Raw genomic sequence first — 20,265 nt, forward strand, 5'->3', positions numbered from 1 at the left:
ACGATCAGGCGTACGAGGTCGTCGTACGACGGACGACGCTTCGACAGGCTCACGGTCAGTCCAACGAGCTGATCATGCGCAGGTCACACCACCACGTGAGTAGTTACGTTCGCGGGACCTCAACTCGTTCGGGGTTCAGGTTGGTGGGCAGCGTTGAATAGTCACAGCGTCGACCCGACGAAAAGTCAACGATCCGCGCTCACAGCGTCCACCCCTGCACCCCCCCGTCCTGGTCCCCCACGATCAGCGCGTTCCGGGTGACCCCGGGGGAAGCGGGAAGCCCCGACCGCACCGGCAGTGTCCACAGCAGCTTCCCCGAGTCCACCCGGAACGCGTGCAGCCCCTGGTCGGTGCCGACGTACGCGACCCCCTCGGACAGGGTCGCCCCGGACCGGATCGCCCCCATCCCCTGATAGGCCCAGCGGACCCGTCCGGTGGCCGTGTCCAGGGTCACCAGGCCGTCGCCCAGGCACAGGCACAGCGCATCGTCGTCGCCGGACAGCGCGCTCACCATCTGCCGGGCGTTGTACAGCCAGCGCATCCGGCCGGTCGCCGGGTCGACCGCCTGCACGCTCTCCCCGGCGGAGAAGCACAGCAGCCCGGCGACGGTCAGTGGCTGGTTGATGACGGGGCCGTCCACCCGGGTCGTCCAGCGCAGTTGCCGGGTCTCGGGGTCCAGTGAGGACATCCTGGCGTCCGCGTAGCCGAGGTGGACGAACGCCCCGTGGGCCGCGGGTGTCACCGACACCTGGTGGTCCGCGTCGAACCACGACCACTCGACCTTCCCGTCGGTGAAGCTGAGACTGTGGACGCGCCCGGTGTCCGTGCCGACCAGGACCGAGCTGCCGAACGCCACGGGTGAGGACGCCGGCCGTTCCGGCAGGGAGCGCTGCCAGACGATCGCACCGGTGGTCGCGTGGATCCCGTAGACGGTGCTCCGGTCGGCGGCGGCGAACAGGATGCCGCCCACGATCATCGGGTCGGACCACACGACCCCGTCCGTCCGGACCGTCCAGCGGATCTCTCCGCTGGGGATGTCGATCGCGTGGACGGCACCGCCCGACACTGTGATCCAGGCCGTCTCACCGGCGGCGGTCACCGAGGTGACCCTGGTGTCCAACGGGCGGTGCCAGCGGCGGTGGGGCGCGGGGGCGTCCTTCGTGCCGTTCCCGGCCCGGAGTCCCCAGGCCGCGCCGGCACCGAGGACCGCGGCGCCGACCAGGCCCAGGATGATCAGCCTGCGCCGGGTCGGTTGCTCGGATTCCGGCTGCGGCAGGCCGCTTGACTGGGCGTCAGTGATTATCTCCGAGGCCGGGGCCTGCTCCGGCGGGGGACTGGTTTCGGGTGGCGGGTTGAGCCAGGCGTCCAATGCGTACGACGTAGGGCGGTCGGCGGGGTCCGGTTGCAGGCACTGGGTGATGAGTGTGCGTACAGCCCGGGGCGGCCGGGCGTCCAGGCCGCTGGTGTAACTGAGTAACAGGCCTAAAGCGAACACGTCCGCCGGAGGTTCGGGAATAGCCTCCAGCGACCACTCCGGCGGCCGGTAACCGACTTCCGGCGGGGTGTAGCTGACCGCCCCGCGCAGGCGCGGCCCGGCAGGGGTGAGCAGGATGTACGCCGGGCTGAGGTGCCCGTGCACCAGCCCGGCCCCGTGCAGTGCGGCCAGCGCGTGCGCGAGCTGCCCGGCCAGTTCGCGCACTGCTGCCCGGGACATGGGCCCGTCCCGGGTGACGGCCTCCTCCAGTGTGTGCGTGGAGGCGGCCGTGCGGGCCGGGTCTTCCCGTGGGCTGACAAGTGGGTCGGCGGGTGGGCAGGCATGTGGGCCGGCGGGTGGGCCGGTATCCGAACCTGTTCCTGCACTCGTCCCTGTACCGGGCATCGTCGGGCGTTTCCCCACTCCCGAAGCACTGTTAGGGAGAAGGTAGAGCCGACGGTGCCCGCGCGGGAACAGTTCGCGCGTCGACTTCCCAGAGCGACGTTCCGGTTCGCCAGGGGAAGCGCTGGAGCAACGTTCCGGTTCGTCAGGGGGAAACTCTGGAGCAACAGTCCGGTGAGCGCGGGGGGAAGCCCTGGAGCAACAGTCCGGCTAACGCGGGGAGTTCCCGGAACAGCGTTCCAGTTCGAGTGGGGAAGTCCCAGGGCAACTCTCCGGTTCAGGCCGCGCTGTCCGCCGAAGCCTTGTCCAGCGCCTCGTCCCACACCCGGTGCCAGTGCGCGACGGCGGACTCGCCGGTCCCGACGACCATCGTCCGGACGCCCGCCTCGAAGCCCCGCTGGCAGGCCTCCGCGCCGGGGAAGTCCTCGTTGGCCAGCACCCGCTTGTTGGTGTCGTGGTTGTACAACGCGGCCTTCTCGTCGATCCCGGACCAGACGCCTTCGGTCATGCTGATGACAGACTCGCCGGGACGGTCGCCGGGGTAGATGCGCAGCATCGTCGTGCTGACCGGCGACTCGATCAGTACGGTCGACGGGAAGACCGTCTGCACGTTGACCATCGGCAGCCGGTCCGGCCAGTGCTCCTCCGGCACGTCGGCGAGCTTCTCGAAGCCGAGGATGGGCACCGCGAAGCGGGTGTGCTTCCCGCCGAAGATGTCCACGATGCCGTGGTTGCCGACGATCTGACTGATCGTCTCCTTGTGCAGGAACGGGACGTGGTACGCCTCGACGTTGATGTCCTGGGTGAGCTTCCAGTTGCACTTGAGGCGGAACACCTCGGTGACCACGGCTCGGGTGCTGTCGTACGGGAAACCCGCGTACGGCTCCACGAGGTCGTCCAGCCAGCCCTCGACGACGACGTCGGGGCGCAGGCCGATCACGATGAGCCCGGCGCTGACGGTGACGGGCAGCGGGCGCAGGCCGAACTCTCCCGGGTCGATGCCGGGGAACTGCTTCCGGGCCGGAATGCCGGTCAACGCACCGGAGTTGGAGAACGTCCAGCCGTGGTAACCGCACGTGAAGCGCTTGGCTGAGCCGCACCCGACCGCGCGTCCCTCGGCCGCGTCGGTCTCGCTGGCGACCTGCATGCCGCGGTGGGTGCAGGCGTTGATGAACGCGTGCAGTTCACCGGCTTCGTTCCGCGTCACCAGGACTGGGACGCCGTCGACGTCGCGCGCGATGTAGTCGCCGGGCTCGGCGAGTTCGCCGGCCCACCCGACGACCTGGGGGGTGCGCCGGAACAGTACCTCGCGTTCCCGCTCGTGCCGGTCCTGGTCTGTGAAACACGCGGTGTCCACGATCGCCGGGGCGTCGCCCAGGTCCAGGGTGCGGTCGGCGAGGTGCTTGATGATGCGGCGCCCGGTGGCGACCACGTCGGTGTGCCTCATAAAAGTCTCTCTCCCGGAGTGCGGACACGTGTCCACAAGGCTGGACAGGTGCAGTATTGGCTTAATGCATGACAAGGTCAATGAAATCTCGACCCGGCCCCCCGGTTGGTGCGCCCGTGTGATGGGATCGGAGTCCTTCGGACGAGCAGGTTGGAGGGCGGGGCGCGTGCCGGTGCGGCAGGTCGAATACGAGGTCGGAGGTGTCCGGCTGTCCGGCCTGCGCGCCGAACCCGCCGGGGTGTCACGCGGCACGGTCCTGGCCCTGCACGGCGGCGGTTCCCGCGCCTCCTACTGGCACCGCGACCAGGCCCCCGAGCAGTCACTGCTACTGCTCGGCGCCCGGCTCGGCTGGACGGTGTGCGCGATAGACCGTCCCGGGTACGGGGCCTCAGCCGGTCTGCCCCGGCAACAGCAGGGCCTGGACCGCCAGGTCGACACCGTCTACACGCTCATCGAACAGCTGGACGCCCCGGTCTTCCTCGCCGCGCACTCGATGGGTGCGGTCCTGGCCCTGCGGATGACCGCCGACCCGCGCGCGGACAAGGCCGTGACGGGGCTCGCGGCGGCCGGTGTGCCGTTGCGCTACACCGCGGCGAAGGCGGCGCAGCTGGCGTCCGTGCCGACCGGCGGGGAGTACGTGCCTCCCCTGCGCGGCGGCGATCCGGCGTCGTACTTCGGCCCGGCGGGCACCTTCGACCCCGCGCTGCTCACCCGCGAGGGGCGGATAGCCGCGCCGGTTCCGATCGCCGAGTTCGCCGACGCGCGGGACAGCCCGGCGACCCTGCCCGGCATCCTCGGGCGGGTGCGGACCCCCGTGCAGTGGGCGGTCGCCGAATTCGAGCGGTCCAACGAGGCCGGGTCCGAAGTCCTCGCCGAGGCCGCTCTGTTGCTCGCCGCGGCGCCCCGGGTGGAGACCTTCCGGCAGCCGGACGTCGGGCACAACATCAGCCTGCACCTGGCCGCCGCCGCCTACCACCTGCGGGTGTTCGCGTTCGCCGAGGAATGCCGCAACAGCGGTCCGCGGTAGGGGCCCGGCGGCGCGGCTCGGTGGTCGGTGCTCAACGGCTGGTGTTCAACGGCTGGTGTTCAACGGTCGGTGTTCAACGGTCGGTGTTCAACGGCCGGCTTTTCAGTCACAGAGGCTCAGCCGTAGAGGTTGAGGCAGAACCACACGACCTTTCCGGGGGCCTTCGGCGTGCAGCCCCACGTGTCGGCCATGCAGTCGACCATCGCCAGGCCCCGCCCGAACTCCTGGTCGTCCGTCCCCTCCCGCAGCACGGGCATGCAGGGGGACGGGTCGCGCACCTCGACCGTCAGTCGCTCGCCGTCGTGCGTCACGGTCAGTGAGTACGGAACTCCCGGGCCGACGTGTACGAGCACGTTCGTCAGCAGCTCACTGACGAGCAGGATCGCGGTGTCGACGGACTCGCCGAGGCCCCAGGAGTCGAGCAGCCGGCCGGCCGCGCGCCGGGTGCGGCCCACGCCGTCGTCGGACGCGGCGAGATGGATGCGGTAGTGGCGGGCTGACAAGGCCTGCTGGTGTGTCGTCAGCTGTTGTGCCGTCAAACGCAAGGCGACCCCCGGGGAGTGCCGCCCGTGCTGAGGCTGGGGCGGGATGGCGACGGTGTCCGGACGGCCGGCGGGTGTGGACGGCGCCGGAGCGGGACCGGCCGGAGCCCGGATGTGGAATTCCGGTACACAGGCCAGGCGTGGTGCGACGATGAATCATGCCGGTTCCTCAGAGTGGCGGGCCGTCCGGGGGCCTGCAACTCCCATTGTGTGATTGGGCGTAAGTTTCTGCGAGTAGCCACTCGATCACTCTTTGTGCGGCACACTGTCCTCCGCCGGAGCCCTCCGCGTCGACGCGCCTGACGGATCGGTTGTCAGGAGCGGCCCATTACGGGCGGTTCGCCGAACAGGGATCCGGCAGCGGCTGCCGCCGGGTAGGAAACGGCCGCGCAGGTGTGAATCACCGGGATTCCCTTATGGGGCCTGTCCCGGACTGCGACGGTAGCGGCATGCGGGGCAGCAGCTGGAGCAAGGCAGTTCAGTCGGTTAGGAATGCTTCACGGGTGTAGTGGAGGTGCATCGTGACAATGTCGCCCAACCCCACCGTGCGCCAGCGTCGGCTCGGCGCGGAACTGCGACGGCTACGCGAAGCGTGCGGTCTCAGCCTCGAGGACGTCGCGGCACGGCTGGAATGCTCCGATTCCAAAGTCAGCCGGATCGAATTGGGGCGCAGCGGAGTGCGCCCGGTCGACCTGCGGATCCTCCTGGATCTGTACAGCGTCAACGACGAGGGCGAGCGTGAAGGACTGCTCACCCTCGCCCGCGAGGCGAAGAAGCGCGGGTGGTGGCGCAGCTATTCCTCAGTGCTGCCGCCTTCGTACACCGAACTCCTGTCGTTGGAGGCCGAGGCCTCCGGAATGCGCAATTTCGAACTCGCCCTGGTGCCCGGGTTGCTGCAGACCCCGGACTACGCGCGCTCGGTGATCACCACGGTGCGCGGCGACCTCAGCACCCCGCAGGTGGACACGCTCGTGCGGGTGCGGGCCGAACGGCAGGCCGTCCTGGGCCGCAGCCGCCCGGACGGGGAACCGGCCTTCCAGCTCACCGTCGTCCTGGGGGAGGCCGTGCTGCGGCAGTCCGTGGGCGGCAGGGAGACCATGCGGGCCCAACTGCACCACCTTGTGCAGGTGGCCCGCAGGCCTAATGTGCGCATTCAGGTTCTGCCGTTCGGCAGCGGTGCGCACCCGGCTCTTGAAGGCGCGTTCGCGATCATCGATTTCCCGGCCCTTTCCGACCTGGACGTCGTGGTGGTGGACACGCGCACGAGTAGCCTTTATCTCGAGGAAACCGAGCACGTTCGCGTCTATCAGCGGATCTTTGAAGACATCCGCGCTTCGGCGCTGCCGTACGGCGACTCGCTGTCCATGATCGAGCACGCTGCAAAGGAATTGACTTGAGCAACTCCCGGCACGATTCCCTGAATACGGAACAGCGAAAGAGTCGCTGTCCGGAAAACCGGGGCCCCGCAGGTCGCACCGTTCTGCAAGCGCAGGAAGACGGCCTTCGCTGGCACCGCAGCTCCTATAGCGGGGGCGCCAACAATTGCGTCGAAGCGGCCTTGCCGCAGCGTGCCGTTCTGGTCCGCGACTCCAAAGTCGACGCAGGTCCTGTCCTCGAACTGGGTCCGCAGGCGTGGTCCGCATTCCTCGGCTCCCTGGCCTGAGGCTCGCCCCACGGGAGCCACCGATCAAGTTGGTTGTATTCCGGGGCTGGAATCAGCCCCGGAAACTCCACCCGGTCGGGTGAAGGAAATCCCACGAATGGGTGAATTCACCCGATGATCTTTTTCTAGGAATGCCGCCGGGAATCCGCCGGGAGACGGTGGGAATCCCAGCGGTGTGCCGGCGGACGGCCCTTCCCCACTGTCCGGGCCCGCTGCCCGCGTTCGCGCCCCCGCAACCTGCGACAGTGGGGGCGTGCAGGTAAAGGTGCTGGGTCCGCTCGAAGTGCGGGACGACGAGGGCCGGCCGGTCGCGATCGGCGGGGCGCGGCTGCGCGTCCTGCTGCTCCGCCTCGCCCTCGACGCCGGGCGCCCCGTCGGTGCCACCCGGCTCATCGAAGCGGTCTGGGGTCCGCACGACACTCCCGCCCTGCCGGGCAACGCCCTGCAGGCCCTGGTGTCCCGGCTGCGCAGGGCGCTGCCGGACCCCGCGCTGCTGGTCGGCGACGCCGCCGGCTACACCCTCGCAATACAGCCCGGGCAGGTGGACGCCCACCACTTCACGGCCCGGGCCAGGACCGGTCGGCACCGGCTCGACGACAACGACCCCGCCGCGGCCCTGACCGCACTCGACGAAGCACTGGGCCTGTGGCGCGGCCCCGCACTGGCCGACGCCGGCGGCGCGGGCTTCGCCGCCGGACCGGCGGCGGGCCTGGCTGAGCGGCGCGCCGCCGCCGTCGAGGACCGCTTCGAAGCACTCCTGCGCCTGGGCAGGGCGGCCGGAACCGTCGCCGAACTCGAACAGGCCGTATGCGAACACCCCCTGCGCGAAAGGCTCTACGGACTGCTGATCCGCGCACTCGACGACACCGGAAGACGCGGCGAAGCGCTGAGCGCCTACCAGCGCGTCCGCAGCCTGCTCGCCGACAGCCTCGGGGCCGACCCGTCGCCGGAGCTGGCGGCCGTGCACCTGGCGGTGCTGCGCCGGGAGGGTCCGGAACCCTCCCGCGCGGAGTCAGGCGACCGCGGGTCCACCCGTACGACGTCTTCTTCTGAAGCGTCGCCCGCCGCAGGACCGCCGGCGGACTCCAGGACCAACCTGCCGGCCCGGCTGACCAGTTTTCTGGGCCGCGACCAGGACGTCGTACGGATCCGCAAACTGCTCCAGGAATCCCGTCTGGTCACGCTGGTCGGCCCCGGGGGCGCGGGCAAGACCCGGCTTTCCCTCGAAGTCGGTTCGCAGTTGCTCGGCGACGCGGGGGTCTGGTTCGTCGAACTCGCCCCCGTGCACGACCCGGCCAACGTCCTCCAGGCAGTCCTCAACGCCCTTGGGCGACGCGAGAGCGGCCTCCTGGAAACCCCCGCGCCGCCGGGCCGCGAAGCCGACAGACGGGCCTCCGTGGAGCGCATCGTCGACCGGATCGCCTCCTTTGTGGGCGACCGCCCCGGCGTGCTCATCGTGGACAACTGCGAGCACCTGGTCGATGCGGCCGCCGACTTCATCGACCGGCTCCTGGCCGCCGCGCCCGCCCTGCGGGTGCTGGCCACCACCAGGGAACCGCTCGGGATCGGCGGCGAAGTCCTGTGGCCCCTCGGCCCCCTCGCGCTCCCGTCGGCCGGCACCGAACCGGAGGTGGCGCTGACCTACGCCTCGGTGCGGCTGTTCGCCGACCGCGCGGCTTCCGTACGGCCCGACCTCGTGGTCGACGCGTCCAACATCGCCGCGGTCACCGCCATCTGCGCCCGGCTCGACGGGATGCCCCTGGCGATCGAGCTCGCGGCAGCCCGCACCCGGTCCCTGACGCCGGATCAGATCGCCGGGCGGCTCGACGACAGGTTCCGGCTGCTCACCGGCGGCAGCCGCACGGTCCTGCCCCGGCACCAGACGCTGCGCGCGGTGGTCGAATGGAGCTGGGACCTGCTCGACCAGGCCGAACGCGCAGTCCTGCGACGGCTTTCGGTGTTCGCCGGCGGCGCGACCCTGGAGGCCGCCGAGGAGATCATCGCGGGCGGCGACGTCCCCGCCGAGGACGTCCTCGACCTGCTGTCAGGACTGGTCGACAAGTCCCTCGTCGAAGCGGTCGGCGTACGGGAACGCCGCTACCGGATGCTGGAGACCATCCAGGCCTACGCCGCCGGGCAGTTGGCCGACTCCGGTGAACAGCGGTCCTTCGCCGACCGGCACACGGCCTGGTTCCGCGACCTGGCCGAGGAAGCCGACCGCAACATACACAGCAGGGAACAACTCGCCTGGCTGGACCGGCTGACCGCCGAACACGACAACCTGGCCACGGCGCTGCGCCACGCCGTCCACTTCGAAGACGCCGACTCGGCGGTCCGCATCGTGGCCGGCCTGGGCTGGTTCTGGACGATCCGCGGCTCCCACGTCGAGGCGGCCTCCTGGCTGGCGGAGGCGACCTCCGTACCCGGGCGCAGTCCAGCCGAAAAGTACGCGCTGGCCCAGCTGTTCAGCATGCTGCACTCCTATGCGACCGGCCAGGAGGAGCGCGGTATCCGCGCCGCCGCGCACGCCCGCTGGAAGATCCGCCGGTTCGACCACCGCACCATGCGGGCCGAACTGCTCTTCCTCATGCCGATGCTGGACGCGTTCCGCGGCGCGATGGAGCGGGCCGAAGCCGGTCTCGACCGGGCGGAGGAACGCGGCGACCCGTGGGTGAGTGCGATCGCCGACGCGGTGCGCGGCCACATCTACGTGAACGTGGGCCGGGTCGAGGACGCCCGCCGGTGCCTGGGGCAGGCGGTCACGGCCTTCGAGGTGATCGGTGACCGCTGGGGGCTGACCACCGCGTTGTCCGGGCTCGCGGAGCTGTACGCGTTCGCGGGGGAGCCGCACCAGGCCATCGCGGCCTCGGACCGGGTCCTTGAGCTGGTCAGGGAGCTCGGTGCGGAGGAGGACGCCGCCGAAGTACTTGTCCGCCGCGCGATGCTGAAGGCCCGGGTCGGCGATGTGCCCGGGGCACGGCGCGACCTGGCCGTGGCGCTGGAACTCTCGGAGCGGCAGTCGTCGATGGTAACGAGGGCCTTCACCCACATCGGGATGGCCGGCGTCGCCCGGATAATCGGCGACCTCCCGGAGGCCCGCCGGCATTTCGAGATCACCAGAGGGATACTGCCCCGGGTGCTCAACATGGCCCCGCAGGTCGTCGCACTGATGCACACCGGGATCGGCTACCTGCACGGCGAGGAAGGTGACCTGGTGGCCGCCCGCCTGGCCCACCTGGAGGCGTGGCGGTTCGCCAGGTCGACCTTCGACATGCCGATCTCCGGCGCGGTGGTCGAAGGTCACGCGGCGCTGGCCGCGCTTGAAGGCGACGTCCGGCGGGCCGCGCTGCTGCTCGGTGTGGCCAGGGGGCTGCGCGGCACGACCGACCTCAGCGACCACGACGTACGCGCGACGGTGGACGCGGCCCGCGGGGCGCTCGGCGCGGGGGAGTACGACCGGATCTATGAGCGGGGCGCGGCACTGGACCGGGAGGCGGCGCTGGCCGAGATGGGGCAGCCGGAGCCGGAACCGGGCGGCCCCGGGAGGGCGGCCCGCGGCCCCGGCCGGAGCACCGGAGCCGTTCGGGGATAATGGACCTTCCGGCGGAGCCTCGAAACGGCCCCGCCTGAGCCGGGCGGTGTCACAGTGCCGCCGGTGCTCTGCTTGACGAAGCCGCGGCGCGTCCCGGCAAATGATCCGCGTGAGCGGGGAACATGGCGGTTGACCCAGTGAGCACAGCAGACACCGAAGCGGCGCGGCGGCGTACCTTCGCGGTGATCAGCCACCCGGACGCCGGTAAGTCCACGATGACCGAGGCCCTGGCGCTGCACGCGCAGGCGATCCTCAGCGCCGGTGCCGTGCACGGCAAGGGCGGCCGTCGCGGTGTGACCTCCGACTGGATGGAGATGGAGCAGGCCCGGGGGATCTCGGTGACCTCCGCCGTCCTCCAGTTCGACCACCGCGGCCAGGTCTTCAACCTGCTCGACACCCCGGGGCACGCTGACTTCTCCGAGGACACCTACCGCGTCCTGGCGGCCGTCGACTGCGCGATCATGCTGGTCGACGCGGCCAAGGGCCTCGAAGAGCAGACCCGCAAGCTGTTCGACGTCTGCCGCCACCGCGGCGTCCCGGTGATCACTTTCATCAACAAGTGGGACCGTCCCGGCCTGGACGCGCTGGCCCTGATGGACGAGATCCAGACCACCTTCAACATCCGGCCCACCCCGGTGACCTGGCCGGTCGGCGAGGCCGGGCACCTGCGCGGGCTGCTCGACTCCCGCGAGCCCGGCATGATGCGCCGCTACACCCGCGCCCCGGGTGGTGCTCTGGAGGCCCTCGAAGAGGAACTGACGGCCGAGCGCGCGCTGGTCGAGGAGAACGTCGACTATGTGCGGGCGACCGAGGAACTGGAGCTGCTCCAGCTCGAGGGTGCTGTGCACGACGAGGAGTCCTTCCTCGCGGGCGAGACCACACCGGTGTTCTTCGGCGCGGCGCTGTCCAACATCGGTGTCCGCACGCTGCTCGACGCGGTCGTCGACATCGCCCCGGCCCCCGCGCCGCGTGAGCTCGACGGCGGCGGCACCCGACCGCTGGACGCCGACTTCGCCGGGCTGATCTTCAAGGTCCAGGCGGGCATGAACCGCTCGCACCGCGACCAGGTCGCGTTCGTCCGGATCTGCTCGGGCGTGTTCGAGCGCGGCATGAGCGTGACCCGCGAGGCCAACAACCGGCCGTTCGCGACCAAGTACGCGCACAGTGCGTTCGGGCAGGACCTCTCCGTGGTGGAGCGGGCCTACCCCGGCGACGTCGTGGGCCTGGTCAACGCGGGCGCGCTACGGGTGGGCGACACGCTGTACGTCGGCAAGCGGGTCAAGTTCCCGCCGCTGCCGACCTTCGCCCCCGAGCACTTCGCGGTCGTCCGCCCGGTGGACATCAGCAAGTCCAAGCAGTTCCGCCGCGGTGTCGAGCAGCTGGACGAGGAGGGCGTGGTGCAGGTGCTGACCTCCGACCGGCGCGGCGTCCAGGCCCCCGTCATGGCGGCCGTCGGGCCGATGCAGTTCGACGTGGTCACGCACCGCATGGAGCACGAGTTCTCCGCGCCCGTGCACCTGGACTTCCTGCCGTACAGCCTGGCCCGGCTGACCGACGCGGCCGGTGCCGACGCGCTCAACGGCTCGCGGATCGCGCAGGGCGAGGCGATGACCCGCACGAAGGACGGCGCGATCCTGGCGCTGTTCCCGGACAAGTGGAAGCTCGGCACGTTCGAGCGCACCTTCCCGGACGCGCACCTCGAGCCGTTGATCGCGGCGCACGAGTAGCCAGCGCGTACGAGTAGCCAGCGCTCGCGAGTAAGAAGCACGCGGCGCACGGGAAAACCGTACGGGAAAAGCCCGCCGGGTCACCGTGGAAAGGTGACCCGGCGGGCTTTTTGCTGTGCGGAAAACCAGTCAGCCGTACGGAAGGACCCAAGGCTCAGGTTTTGCGCTTGTACGCCCGGACGGCCATCGGGGCGGCGAAGGCGGTGATGCCCGCCGCCCAGGCCAGGGTGATCAGGACGTGGCTCGCCACCGGGCCGCCGAGCAGCAGGCCGCGGACGGCCGTGACCAGGTGGCTGACCGGGTTCACCTTCACCCAGGCCTGCAGCCAGCCGGGCATGGTGTCGGCCCTGGCGAAGATGTTGGCGCCGAAGGTCAGCGGGAACATCACGAGGAATCCGACGCCCTGCACGGTGCGTTCACTGCGCAGGATGACACCCATCCACGCGGCGATCCAGCAGATGGAGAAGGCGAAGACCAGGACGAGCAGCACGGCGGACAAGGTGGCCAGCGCGTTCGTCTGGACCCGGAAACCGATGATCATGCCGAAGCCGAGGGTGAAGACGGCACCGACGACGAACCGCACGATGTCGCCGATGATCGAACCGGCGAGCGGTGCCATCCGGGAGATCGGCAGTGACCGGAACCGGTCGAAGACACCCTTGTTGATGTCGGTGGCGAGCCCGATCCCGGTGCCCATGGTGGCGAACAGGATGGTCTGCACCAGCAGTCCGGGCAGGACGAACTGGAGGTACTGGTGGGTGCTGCCCTCGATCGCGCCGCCGAACAGGTAGACGAACATGACGATGAAGATGATCGGTTGCAGCGTCAGGTCGATCAGTTGCTCAGGTTGTTTCTTCAGTTTGACCAGGCTTCGCCACGCGAGCGTGAGCGAGTGCCGCACCGGCGCGAACGGGTCACGCGGGTGGGCCACGGCGGTCTTCGGAGCGGTCTTCGGGACGGGGGCGTTCAGGGTGGTGGTCATGTCAGGCTCCGGATGAGTACGAGGGCGAGGACGGCGAGGACGAGCAGGAACTGTTCGGGTGGGAAATCCGTACGCGATCGGCCTTTCACGCGGCCTCCGCCTCCGCCTCGTCCGGTTCCGGCTGCGCCCGGTGGCCCGTGAGGGTCAGGAAGACCTCGTCGAGGCTCGGCAGGCGCAGGGCGAATTCGGTCGTACGGATCTGAGCTTCGTCCAGGCGGCGCACCACGGCGCTCAGCAGCGCGTCGTCCCGGACGGTCAGCCGGACCAGGCCGCGGTCGACGGTCGGGACGTCTCCGGTGAGCCCGGTCAGGATCCCGGCCACCGCGTCGACGCGGGCACTGTCGGCGGGGCGGATCTCCAGCGTCTGCCCGCCGGTCTGCGCCTTGAGACTGTCCGAGGTGCCGCTGGCGATCACCTTGCCGTGGTCGATCACCACGATGTCGTTCGCCAGCCGGTCGGCTTCGTCCAGATACTGCGTCGTGAGCAGGACGGTCACGCCCTCGGACTCGACCAGCCCGCGCACGAGGTCCCACACCTGGCTGCGGCTGTGCGGGTCGAGGCCGGTGGTCGGCTCGTCCAGGTAGAGGAAGTCCGGGCGGCCGACCAGTGAGGCGGCCAGGTCGAGACGGCGGCGCATACCGCCGGAGTACGTGCCGGGGGCGCGGTTTCCGGCCTCCGTCAGGTCGAACTGCTCAAGCAGCTCGCGGGCCCGCGCCTTGGCGTCCTTGCGCGACATGTCGAGCAGCCGGCCGACCAGGAACAGGTTCTCGAACCCGGTCATCTCCTCGTCCACCGAGGCGTACTGCCCGGTCAGCCCGATCAGCCGGCGGACCTGCTGGGCCTGGCGGACGGTGTCGAACCCGCCGACGCTGGCCCGTCCCGAATCCGGCTTGACCAGGGTCGCCAGGGTCCGGGTGACGGTCGTCTTCCCGGCACCGTTGGGGCCCAGGAGGCTCAGGACGGTGCCCTGCTCGGCGACGAGCGAGATGCCGTCCAGGGCCTGGGTGTCACCGAACCGCTTGGTGAGGCCTTCGGCTTCGATTGCGTAAGTCATGGGATGTCCGTCCGGGTTGGGAGTTTCTTCTGTCCTGTCTGCTGAGAACACCGTGCACCGGCCCGCTGACAAGCCACCCACACGCCGCTGACACGGACCCGCGACCGCTGACATACCGCTGACAGCGCTGGTGGGGGCATCTGCGGGAACCCCCTCGAAAGCCCCTCCGAAGAGGGGATTTGAGGGAAAACCATCGGGCTGTGAGGGAGTTGGGCGATAGCGTCGGACGGGGCGGGTGAACCGTCCTTCGGCGGAGCCCGGTGAACGGGCCGCGCCGGGCAGCACCGTTGCGGGGGGAGGTTGGGCCATGGTGGCGTTGGACCCGTCGTCAACAGGGGTGATCGCCGCCCCGCCCCGGCCGCCGGCGCCGCCCGTCGCAGTGGCCGTCCAGGCTTCCCGCAGACGTCAGCGCCGGCTGCGGCGTCCCGACTTCCTGTCCGGGCGGTGGCTTCGCGCCACCCCCGGCCGGTTCGCCGGGCTCGGCGTCGTCGCCGTCGCACTGTGCGTGCTCGCCGGGGCCCTCGGGCTCGCGGCGGTCAACGAGCGGGCCGACGGCGCGACGGCCGTCGCGACCCACAGCGGGCCGCTGGTCCGGCAGACACAGGACCTCTACCAGGCCCTGGCGGACGCCGACGCGGCCGCAGCGGCCCGGCTGCTCACGGCGGGTAATGAACCCCCGGACCTCAAACTGGCCTACTCCGACGCCGTGGCCCGCGCGTCGCGCGCGCTGCACGACGCGACCGGATCCGAGCCCGGCGGACCGACGGCGGTCCTGCTCGCCGAGATCCAGGAGCGACTGCCCGAGTACTGGGCGTTCGTCGCCGAAGCGCGGGCGGAGACCCGCCAGGGCCACCCGGTCGGCGCGGCCTACCAGCGCGCCGCCTCGCAGCTCATGCGCGGCGAGATCCTGTCGCGGGCCAAAGAGGTGCACGGCATCGCCGCCACCAGGCTGCACGACGACAACACCAAGGCGACCAGCACACCCTGGACCGCGCTCGCGGCCCTGGTCCTGGTGGTCGTAGTCCTCCTGGGCACCCAGGTCTACGTCTTCCGGCGCACCCGCCGGGTGTTCAACCCCGGACTGGTGCTCGCCACCGTCGTCACGGTGGCCGCGGCCGGCTGGCTCGGCTGGGCGTCCTCCTCATCGCGCGCCGACTTCGCCGACGCGCGCAAGGACGGCTGGCTCCCGATGGAGTCGGTGGCCAAAGCCCGGTTCACCGCCCTCCAGGCCCGCGGCGACGAAGAACTGACGCTGGTTCAGCACGGCCAGGACAACGGCTTGTACGAAGCGGACTTCATCAAGGCCAAGGGCGAACTCGTCGGTCCGGGCAAGCTCCTGGACCTCGCCGCCGGGCTCTCGGCGTCCGACCCGGTCACCGCGGCGAAACTCGCGGAGGCCGCGCAGGCCGTGGACGCGTGGACGCAGGCGCACGCCGCCGCCGCGACGGACTTCCAGGAGAACCGCTTCAACGACGCGGTGACCAAGGTCGTGGCCGCCGACGGGTCCGCCCGTACGGCCTTCACGAAGGTCGACCAGGCACTCGCCGCCGTCGTCACCAAGGACCAGGCCGACTTCCAGAGCTCGGTCGCGAACGGGCGCGACAACCTCGCCGGTGTCGGGATCGGCACCGTGACCCTGCTGCTGCTGGCCGCGGTCGGCACGGTGGACGGACTGCGCCGCCGGGTGAGGGAGTACCGATGACAGCGTTCCGCACCCCCGCCGGTCTGCTCGCCGGTGTCGCCGCGCTGCTCGTCCTGGTCTCGTGCAGTGATCCGGAGCCCGGCGCCCTGCCGTCGGAGAAGCCCTCCGCCACACCCACCGCCCCGCCGGTCGCCGCGGCACCGGCCGACGACAAGGGCGCGTGTGTGCCCAGCCTGCGGCCGGACGGACCGCTGCCCGCGCCGGGCGGCCTCCCGGCCGGCAGCACCATGGCCGAGATCCGGCAGCGCGGCTACCTGCGCGCCGGGATCGACCAGAGCACCTACCCGTTCGGCTACCTCGACGTGGCCGACAACCGGCTCAAGGGCTTCGACATCGACATGCTGCGTGAGGTCGCCAAGGCGATCTTCGGCAGTGACGACCCGAAGTACGTCCAGTTCCAGGTGATCCGCAACCTCGACCGGGCGCAGGCGGTGAAGGACCGCCGGGTGGACATCGTCGCGCAGACCGCCACCATCACCTGCGCGCGCGAGCAGGACGCCGCCTTCACCACCCCGTACTTCGAAGCCGCGCAGCGGATGCTGGTCGCCCGGGGCGCGGGCGACGCGGGGCTCCAGGGCCGCCAGGGGCAGCGGGTGTGCGCGGTGAACGGCTCGACGTCGCTGACCCGGATCAGCGAACCGAAGTACGGCCTGACCAAGGTCGTCGGCGACACCTGGGCGGACTGCCTGGTCAAGATGCAGCAGGGCGCGGCCGACGCGGTGTCCACCGACGACGGCATCCTGGCCGGACTCCAGCACCAGGACCCGCTGTTCACCAAGATCGTCGGCCCCGCCGAATCACGCGAGCCGTACGGGATGCTCATCGCCCAGGACCACCCGGACTTCGTCCGCTTCGTCAACGCGATGCTGGAGAAGATCAGCAAGGACGGCACCTGGACCCGGCTGTACAACCAGTACCTGCGCACCGGCCAGGAGAAGACGACCCCGGCCATGCCTCAACCGGTGTACGAACCGTGACGCCCCGTCAGCTGGGCAGGGAGGAAGCCGACCGGGAACTCGCCCGGCGGCAGACCGAGGTCGACGGCATCGGCGCCGGGCTCATCAGCCTGGACGGACACCCCGGACACCAGCTCCTGTCCGGGCCCGGCTTGACCGGCGAGACCGCCCGCCGGTGGGAGCAGTGCACCCCCATCATCGCCCGCCTGTGGAGCCACTTCGACGCCCTGCGGACCACGATCGGCCAGGCCCGGCAGGTCCGGGCGCGGCGCATCCGGCCGGGCCGGGCCGAACTGGAGGAACTGACGTTCCTGCTCCACGGCGCGTCCGTCGGGATGACCGGCCAGGCACTGCCACTCGGGCGGCGCGGCCTGCTCGACGGGTCGGTCGTCACCCGGTGGCTCCCGATGGCCGCCGTAGTCGACGAGATGAGCCACGACTGGGCGCTGGTCGCCCGCACGGTCTCCGAAGCCGAGGAGGCCTGGAACACCCTGCTGCCCGCCGTGGACCGGACGGGCGCGCTGCTCGGCGAGTCCGAGACCCTGCTCACCGCCGTCGGCGGCCCGGCCACCGCACCGCAGCCGGCCCAGATCCTGGGCCGGGTACGCAACCGCTGGGCGACCGCCAGGAAGGCCGTGGCCGCCGACCCGCTGGGCCACGTCCAGGGACAGATCGAACTGTGCCTGGACCCCGGCGCGCCGGTCGTCGTCGCCGACGTCGACCTGGCCGCACTCGAACGCACCCTCACCACCGTCCGCGACGAACTCGCGGCACTGAAAGACCTTCAGGAACGTTATGACAGCAGAGTGCAGGAACTTGAGCGGGGAATCATCCGGCTCGTCGAAGCCGAGGACGAGACCGCGCGGCGGCGCGCCCACACGCTCAACCGGGTGACCGTCGCCAGGGAACCCGAAGTCGCCCGTCGCGGAGACCAGTTGCGGTCCGGCCTGGACCGTGTCCGGAAGCTGCGCGGACGCCTGGACTGGACCGGCCTGGCCGCCGCACTCGACACTCTGGAACAGGACACACGGAAGGCCGACGAGACGCTCCGCGGTGTGCGGGACGGCTTCGAAGCGCTCCTCGCCCGCCGCGACGAACTGCGCGGACGCCTGGAGTCCTACCGGGCGATGGCGGCCGGACGCGGCTGCGGCGAAAACCCGGACAGCGACCGCCTCTACCAGCAGGCCAAGCGGGAACTGGCCCGCAGGCCCTGCCCGCTCGACGAAGCCACGGCGACGGTGGACCGTTACACGGAGACAGTCTCCGGCACCTCACGGGCCACCGGAGCCGCGCGGGGCGCGCCGGCAGTCCACGACCATGAGAACAGCGGCGGCACCGCTGACGAAGTCCGCGGCAACCAATGGAGCAGGGGGACGTCATGACGCGGTGCGAACACCCGGGATGCGGCGGAGAGATCGACGAGGGCTACTGCCTGGACTGCGGCCGGCCGCCGGCGAAGGCAGCCAGACCGGCCACCTCGTCGACAGGACCGGCGAACCCGACAGGACCGACCGGCGGGTCAGGGTCGGTCTCCGCCCACGGCACGGCCGGCAGCAGCAGCCGCCGGGCCTCCGGAGTCCGCCACTCCTCCAGCTCCCGCCGCCTGGGCGGCGTCGTCAAGGTGCCGCAGATCCCCAAGCGGGACCCGGCCACCCTGCTGATGCCCAACCCGGTCGTGCCGGAGAACCGGCGGATCTGCAAGGAGTGCCGCAACCCCGTCGGCCGCACCCACGACGGCCACCCCGGACTGGTGCACGGCTTCTGCCCGCACTGCCGGACGCCGTACTCCTTCGCGCCCAAACTCCAGCCCGACGACACCGTCGGCGGCTACCGCATCGTCGGCTGCATCGCCCGCGGCGGCTTCGGCTGGGTCTACCTCGCCCGGCACATCGCCCTCGACCAGCTCGTCGTCCTCAAGGGCCTGCTCGGCAGCGGCGACAGCGAGGCCAGGGACATCGTCCTGGCCGAACAGCGCCACCTCGTCCTGCTGCGCCACCCCAACATCGTCATCGTGCACGACGTCGTGGCGCACACCGACCCGCGCAGCCGCGTCGACGACACGTACATCGTCATGGAGTACCTCGACGGGCTCTCCCTCAAGGACCTGCTCACCGAGCACCGCGCGGCGGTCAGGGACAAGCAGGCCGCGCTGCCGCTCGACCAGGTCCTGGCGTACGTGATCGAGATACTCCCCGCGCTCGGCCACCTCCACGAAGAGGGCCGCGTCTACTGTGACTTCAAGCCCGACAACGTGATGCTCACCGACAAGCAGGTCAAGCTCATCGACCTCGGCGCGGTCCGGGAGACCACCGCCGTCGGCGGGCCCATCTTCGGCACCTCCGGGTTCCAGGCACCCGAAGTCGAGTTCGAAGGCCCCTCCCCGTGGTCCGACATCTACACCGTCGGCCGCGCCATGGCCTACCTCGCGTTCGGCTTCCCCGGGTTCCACAAAGAGCGCAAGCACGAACTCCCGCCGGTGTCCGAAGTGCCGCTCTTCGCCGCGTACGAATCCTTCCACCGGCTGCTCCTGCGGGCCTGCCACCCCGACCCCGACCAGCGGTTCGAGAGCGCCGAGGAGATGGCCGAGCAGTGCCGCGGCGTCCTCCACGAGGTCGTCGCCACGCAGAGCGGCAAGCCCAGCCCCCGGCAGTCCGCCCTGTTCGGCCCCGAGGTGTCGATGGGCTACCCCGACGTCCCTGTGCCTACGGCCGCGGACGGCGCCAGGGGGCCGGCCCGCCAGCCCGCCGCGGCGGCCGGAGTCCGTCCGGCGCACGCCGGCTCCGAAGCCGAACGACCGGCTCCCGGAGTCGAAGCCCTCGCCCTGCCCGTCCCCCGGATAGACCCCGCAGACCCCGCCGCCGCGATCCTCGAAGCCACCACGGCCACCACCGTCGACGAACTGCTCCCGCAGCTCACCGCCGCCGGAGTCCGCACGACCGACACGCTCCTGCGCCTGGCCTGGCTGGCCCTGTCCGAAGGGGACACCGACCGCGCCGGGGCGTTCCTCGACGACATCGACAACAACCCGCCCGACTGGCGGCACCAGTGGTACCGGGGACTGCTCACCCTGTCCGCGGGCGACGCCGGACAGGCACTGCTCCAGTTCGAGGAACTGCGCGCGATGTTCCCCGGCGAGCGCACCGCCAGACTCGCGCTGGGCGTGTGCCGCGAACGCCTGGGCAGATACGCCGAAGCCGCCCCCGAATACGAAGACGTGTGGCGTACGGACACCACCTACGTCGCAGCAGCCTTCGGCCTGGCCCGCTGCCGACTGGCCGGCGGGGACCGCGACGGGGCCGTCGCCGTCCTGGAGTCCGTCCCCGCGGTGTCCAGCATGTACGTGGCCGCGCAGTCCGCCGCACTGCGCATCCGCGTCACCGGGCGCGCCCCGGACGAGGCCCTGGAACCCGACCTCGCGCAGGCCTCCGGGCACCTCATGGACCTCAGACTCGAAGGGGAGGTCGGCGACAGGCTCGCCGTCGACGTCCTCACCGCCGCCCTCGACTGGGTGTGCGCCGGGGCCAACGGGGCCACCGGCGGCGGCACCGTCCTGGGCACCGCGCTGACCGAAAAGCCGTTGCGTACGGCCCTGGAGGCGCGCTACCGGTCGCTCGCCCGGCATGTGGACACGACCGTCGAGCGGGTGGCCCTGGTCGACCGAGCGAACGAAGTGCGGCCACGGACATGGGTGTGACAC

14 protein-coding genes are annotated in these 20,265 nt (G+C 70.9%); 9 read left to right on the plus strand and 5 right to left on the minus strand.

The genetic code is table 11. The features are described 5' to 3' along the window. Positions 1-199 precede the first annotated feature (199 nt). Together AC0Z36_RS10545 and AC0Z36_RS10550 are read right to left on the minus strand one after the other, a co-directional pair. Positions 200-1,714 (minus strand): outer membrane protein assembly factor BamB family protein, encoded by a 1,515-nt coding sequence (locus AC0Z36_RS10545; RefSeq protein ID WP_485462504.1) that lies wholly within the window; start codon positions 1,712-1,714, stop codon positions 200-202. Positions 1,715-2,153: 439 nt separating this feature from the next. Next, complete coding sequence (locus AC0Z36_RS10550; protein ID WP_485462505.1) at positions 2,154-3,323, minus strand: aromatic ring-hydroxylating oxygenase subunit alpha; 1,170 nt, start codon at positions 3,321-3,323, stop codon at positions 2,154-2,156. A gap of 166 nt (positions 3,324-3,489) precedes the next feature. On the opposite strand from AC0Z36_RS10550, the gene AC0Z36_RS10555 reads away from it, so the two are divergent. After that, entirely contained in the window at positions 3,490-4,350 is an 861-nt protein-coding gene (locus AC0Z36_RS10555; RefSeq protein ID WP_485462506.1) for an alpha/beta hydrolase, read from the plus strand. Positions 4,351-4,466: 116 nt separating this feature from the next. On the opposite strand, the gene AC0Z36_RS10560 is transcribed toward AC0Z36_RS10555, so the two are convergent. Then, positions 4,467-4,889, minus strand: a complete 423-nt coding sequence (locus tag AC0Z36_RS10560; RefSeq protein ID WP_485462507.1) for an ATP-binding protein — start codon at positions 4,887-4,889, stop codon at positions 4,467-4,469. Positions 4,890-5,419: 530 nt separating this feature from the next. On the opposite strand from AC0Z36_RS10560, the gene AC0Z36_RS10565 reads away from it, so the two are divergent. The 4 genes from AC0Z36_RS10565 to AC0Z36_RS10580 all read left to right on the plus strand — a co-directional run bounded on the left by AC0Z36_RS10565 (position 5,420) and on the right by AC0Z36_RS10580 (position 11,874). Further along, positions 5,420-6,289 carry a helix-turn-helix domain-containing protein gene (locus AC0Z36_RS10565; protein ID WP_485462508.1) on the plus strand — a complete coding sequence of 290 codons (870 nt, stop codon included), beginning with the start codon at positions 5,420-5,422 and terminating at the stop codon, positions 6,287-6,289. Next, the gene (locus AC0Z36_RS10570) at positions 6,286-6,555 is read left to right on the plus strand and encodes a DUF397 domain-containing protein (protein ID WP_485462509.1); all 270 of its coding nucleotides are present in this window, start codon (positions 6,286-6,288) and stop codon (positions 6,553-6,555) included. Before AC0Z36_RS10565 ends, AC0Z36_RS10570 begins: the two co-directional genes overlap by 4 nt. 253 nt (positions 6,556-6,808) lie before the next feature. Continuing rightward, positions 6,809-10,147 (plus strand): AfsR/SARP family transcriptional regulator, encoded by a 3,339-nt coding sequence (locus AC0Z36_RS10575; RefSeq protein ID WP_485462510.1) that lies wholly within the window; start codon positions 6,809-6,811, stop codon positions 10,145-10,147. A 137-nt stretch (positions 10,148-10,284) separates the two neighbouring features. Next, positions 10,285-11,874, plus strand: coding sequence for a peptide chain release factor 3 (locus AC0Z36_RS10580; RefSeq protein WP_485462511.1), 1,590 nt, complete (start codon positions 10,285-10,287; stop codon positions 11,872-11,874). 154 nt (positions 11,875-12,028) lie between these two features. Here AC0Z36_RS10580 and AC0Z36_RS10585 read toward each other — a convergent pair whose 3' ends face one another. Further along, positions 12,029-12,856 carry an ABC transporter permease gene (locus AC0Z36_RS10585; RefSeq protein WP_485462512.1) on the minus strand — a complete coding sequence of 276 codons (828 nt, stop codon included), beginning with the start codon at positions 12,854-12,856 and terminating at the stop codon, positions 12,029-12,031. Positions 12,857-12,941: 85 nt separating this feature from the next. Then, entirely contained in the window at positions 12,942-13,910 is a 969-nt protein-coding gene (locus AC0Z36_RS10590; RefSeq protein WP_485462513.1) for an ATP-binding cassette domain-containing protein, read from the minus strand. A 307-nt stretch (positions 13,911-14,217) separates the two neighbouring features. Between AC0Z36_RS10590 and AC0Z36_RS10595 the strand changes: the two genes are divergently transcribed. The 4 genes from AC0Z36_RS10595 to AC0Z36_RS10610 are packed head-to-tail and all read left to right on the plus strand — an operon-like array spanning position 14,218 to position 20,262. Then, the gene (locus tag AC0Z36_RS10595; RefSeq protein WP_485462514.1) at positions 14,218-15,612 is read left to right on the plus strand and encodes a hypothetical protein; all 1,395 of its coding nucleotides are present in this window, start codon (positions 14,218-14,220) and stop codon (positions 15,610-15,612) included. Then, complete coding sequence (locus AC0Z36_RS10600) at positions 15,609-16,589, plus strand: glutamate ABC transporter substrate-binding protein (protein ID WP_485462515.1); 981 nt, start codon at positions 15,609-15,611, stop codon at positions 16,587-16,589. The genes AC0Z36_RS10595 and AC0Z36_RS10600 overlap by 4 nt, the downstream gene beginning before the upstream one ends. Beyond that, positions 16,586-17,950, plus strand: coding sequence for a hypothetical protein (locus tag AC0Z36_RS10605; protein ID WP_485462516.1), 1,365 nt, complete (start codon positions 16,586-16,588; stop codon positions 17,948-17,950). Before AC0Z36_RS10600 ends, AC0Z36_RS10605 begins: the two co-directional genes overlap by 4 nt. Then, positions 17,947-20,262, plus strand: coding sequence for a serine/threonine-protein kinase (locus AC0Z36_RS10610; protein ID WP_485462517.1), 2,316 nt, complete (start codon positions 17,947-17,949; stop codon positions 20,260-20,262). Before AC0Z36_RS10605 ends, AC0Z36_RS10610 begins: the two co-directional genes overlap by 4 nt. Positions 20,263-20,265 lie beyond the last annotated feature (3 nt).

The sequence above is a fragment of the Kitasatospora sp. UYEF31 genome (assembly GCF_057291755.1).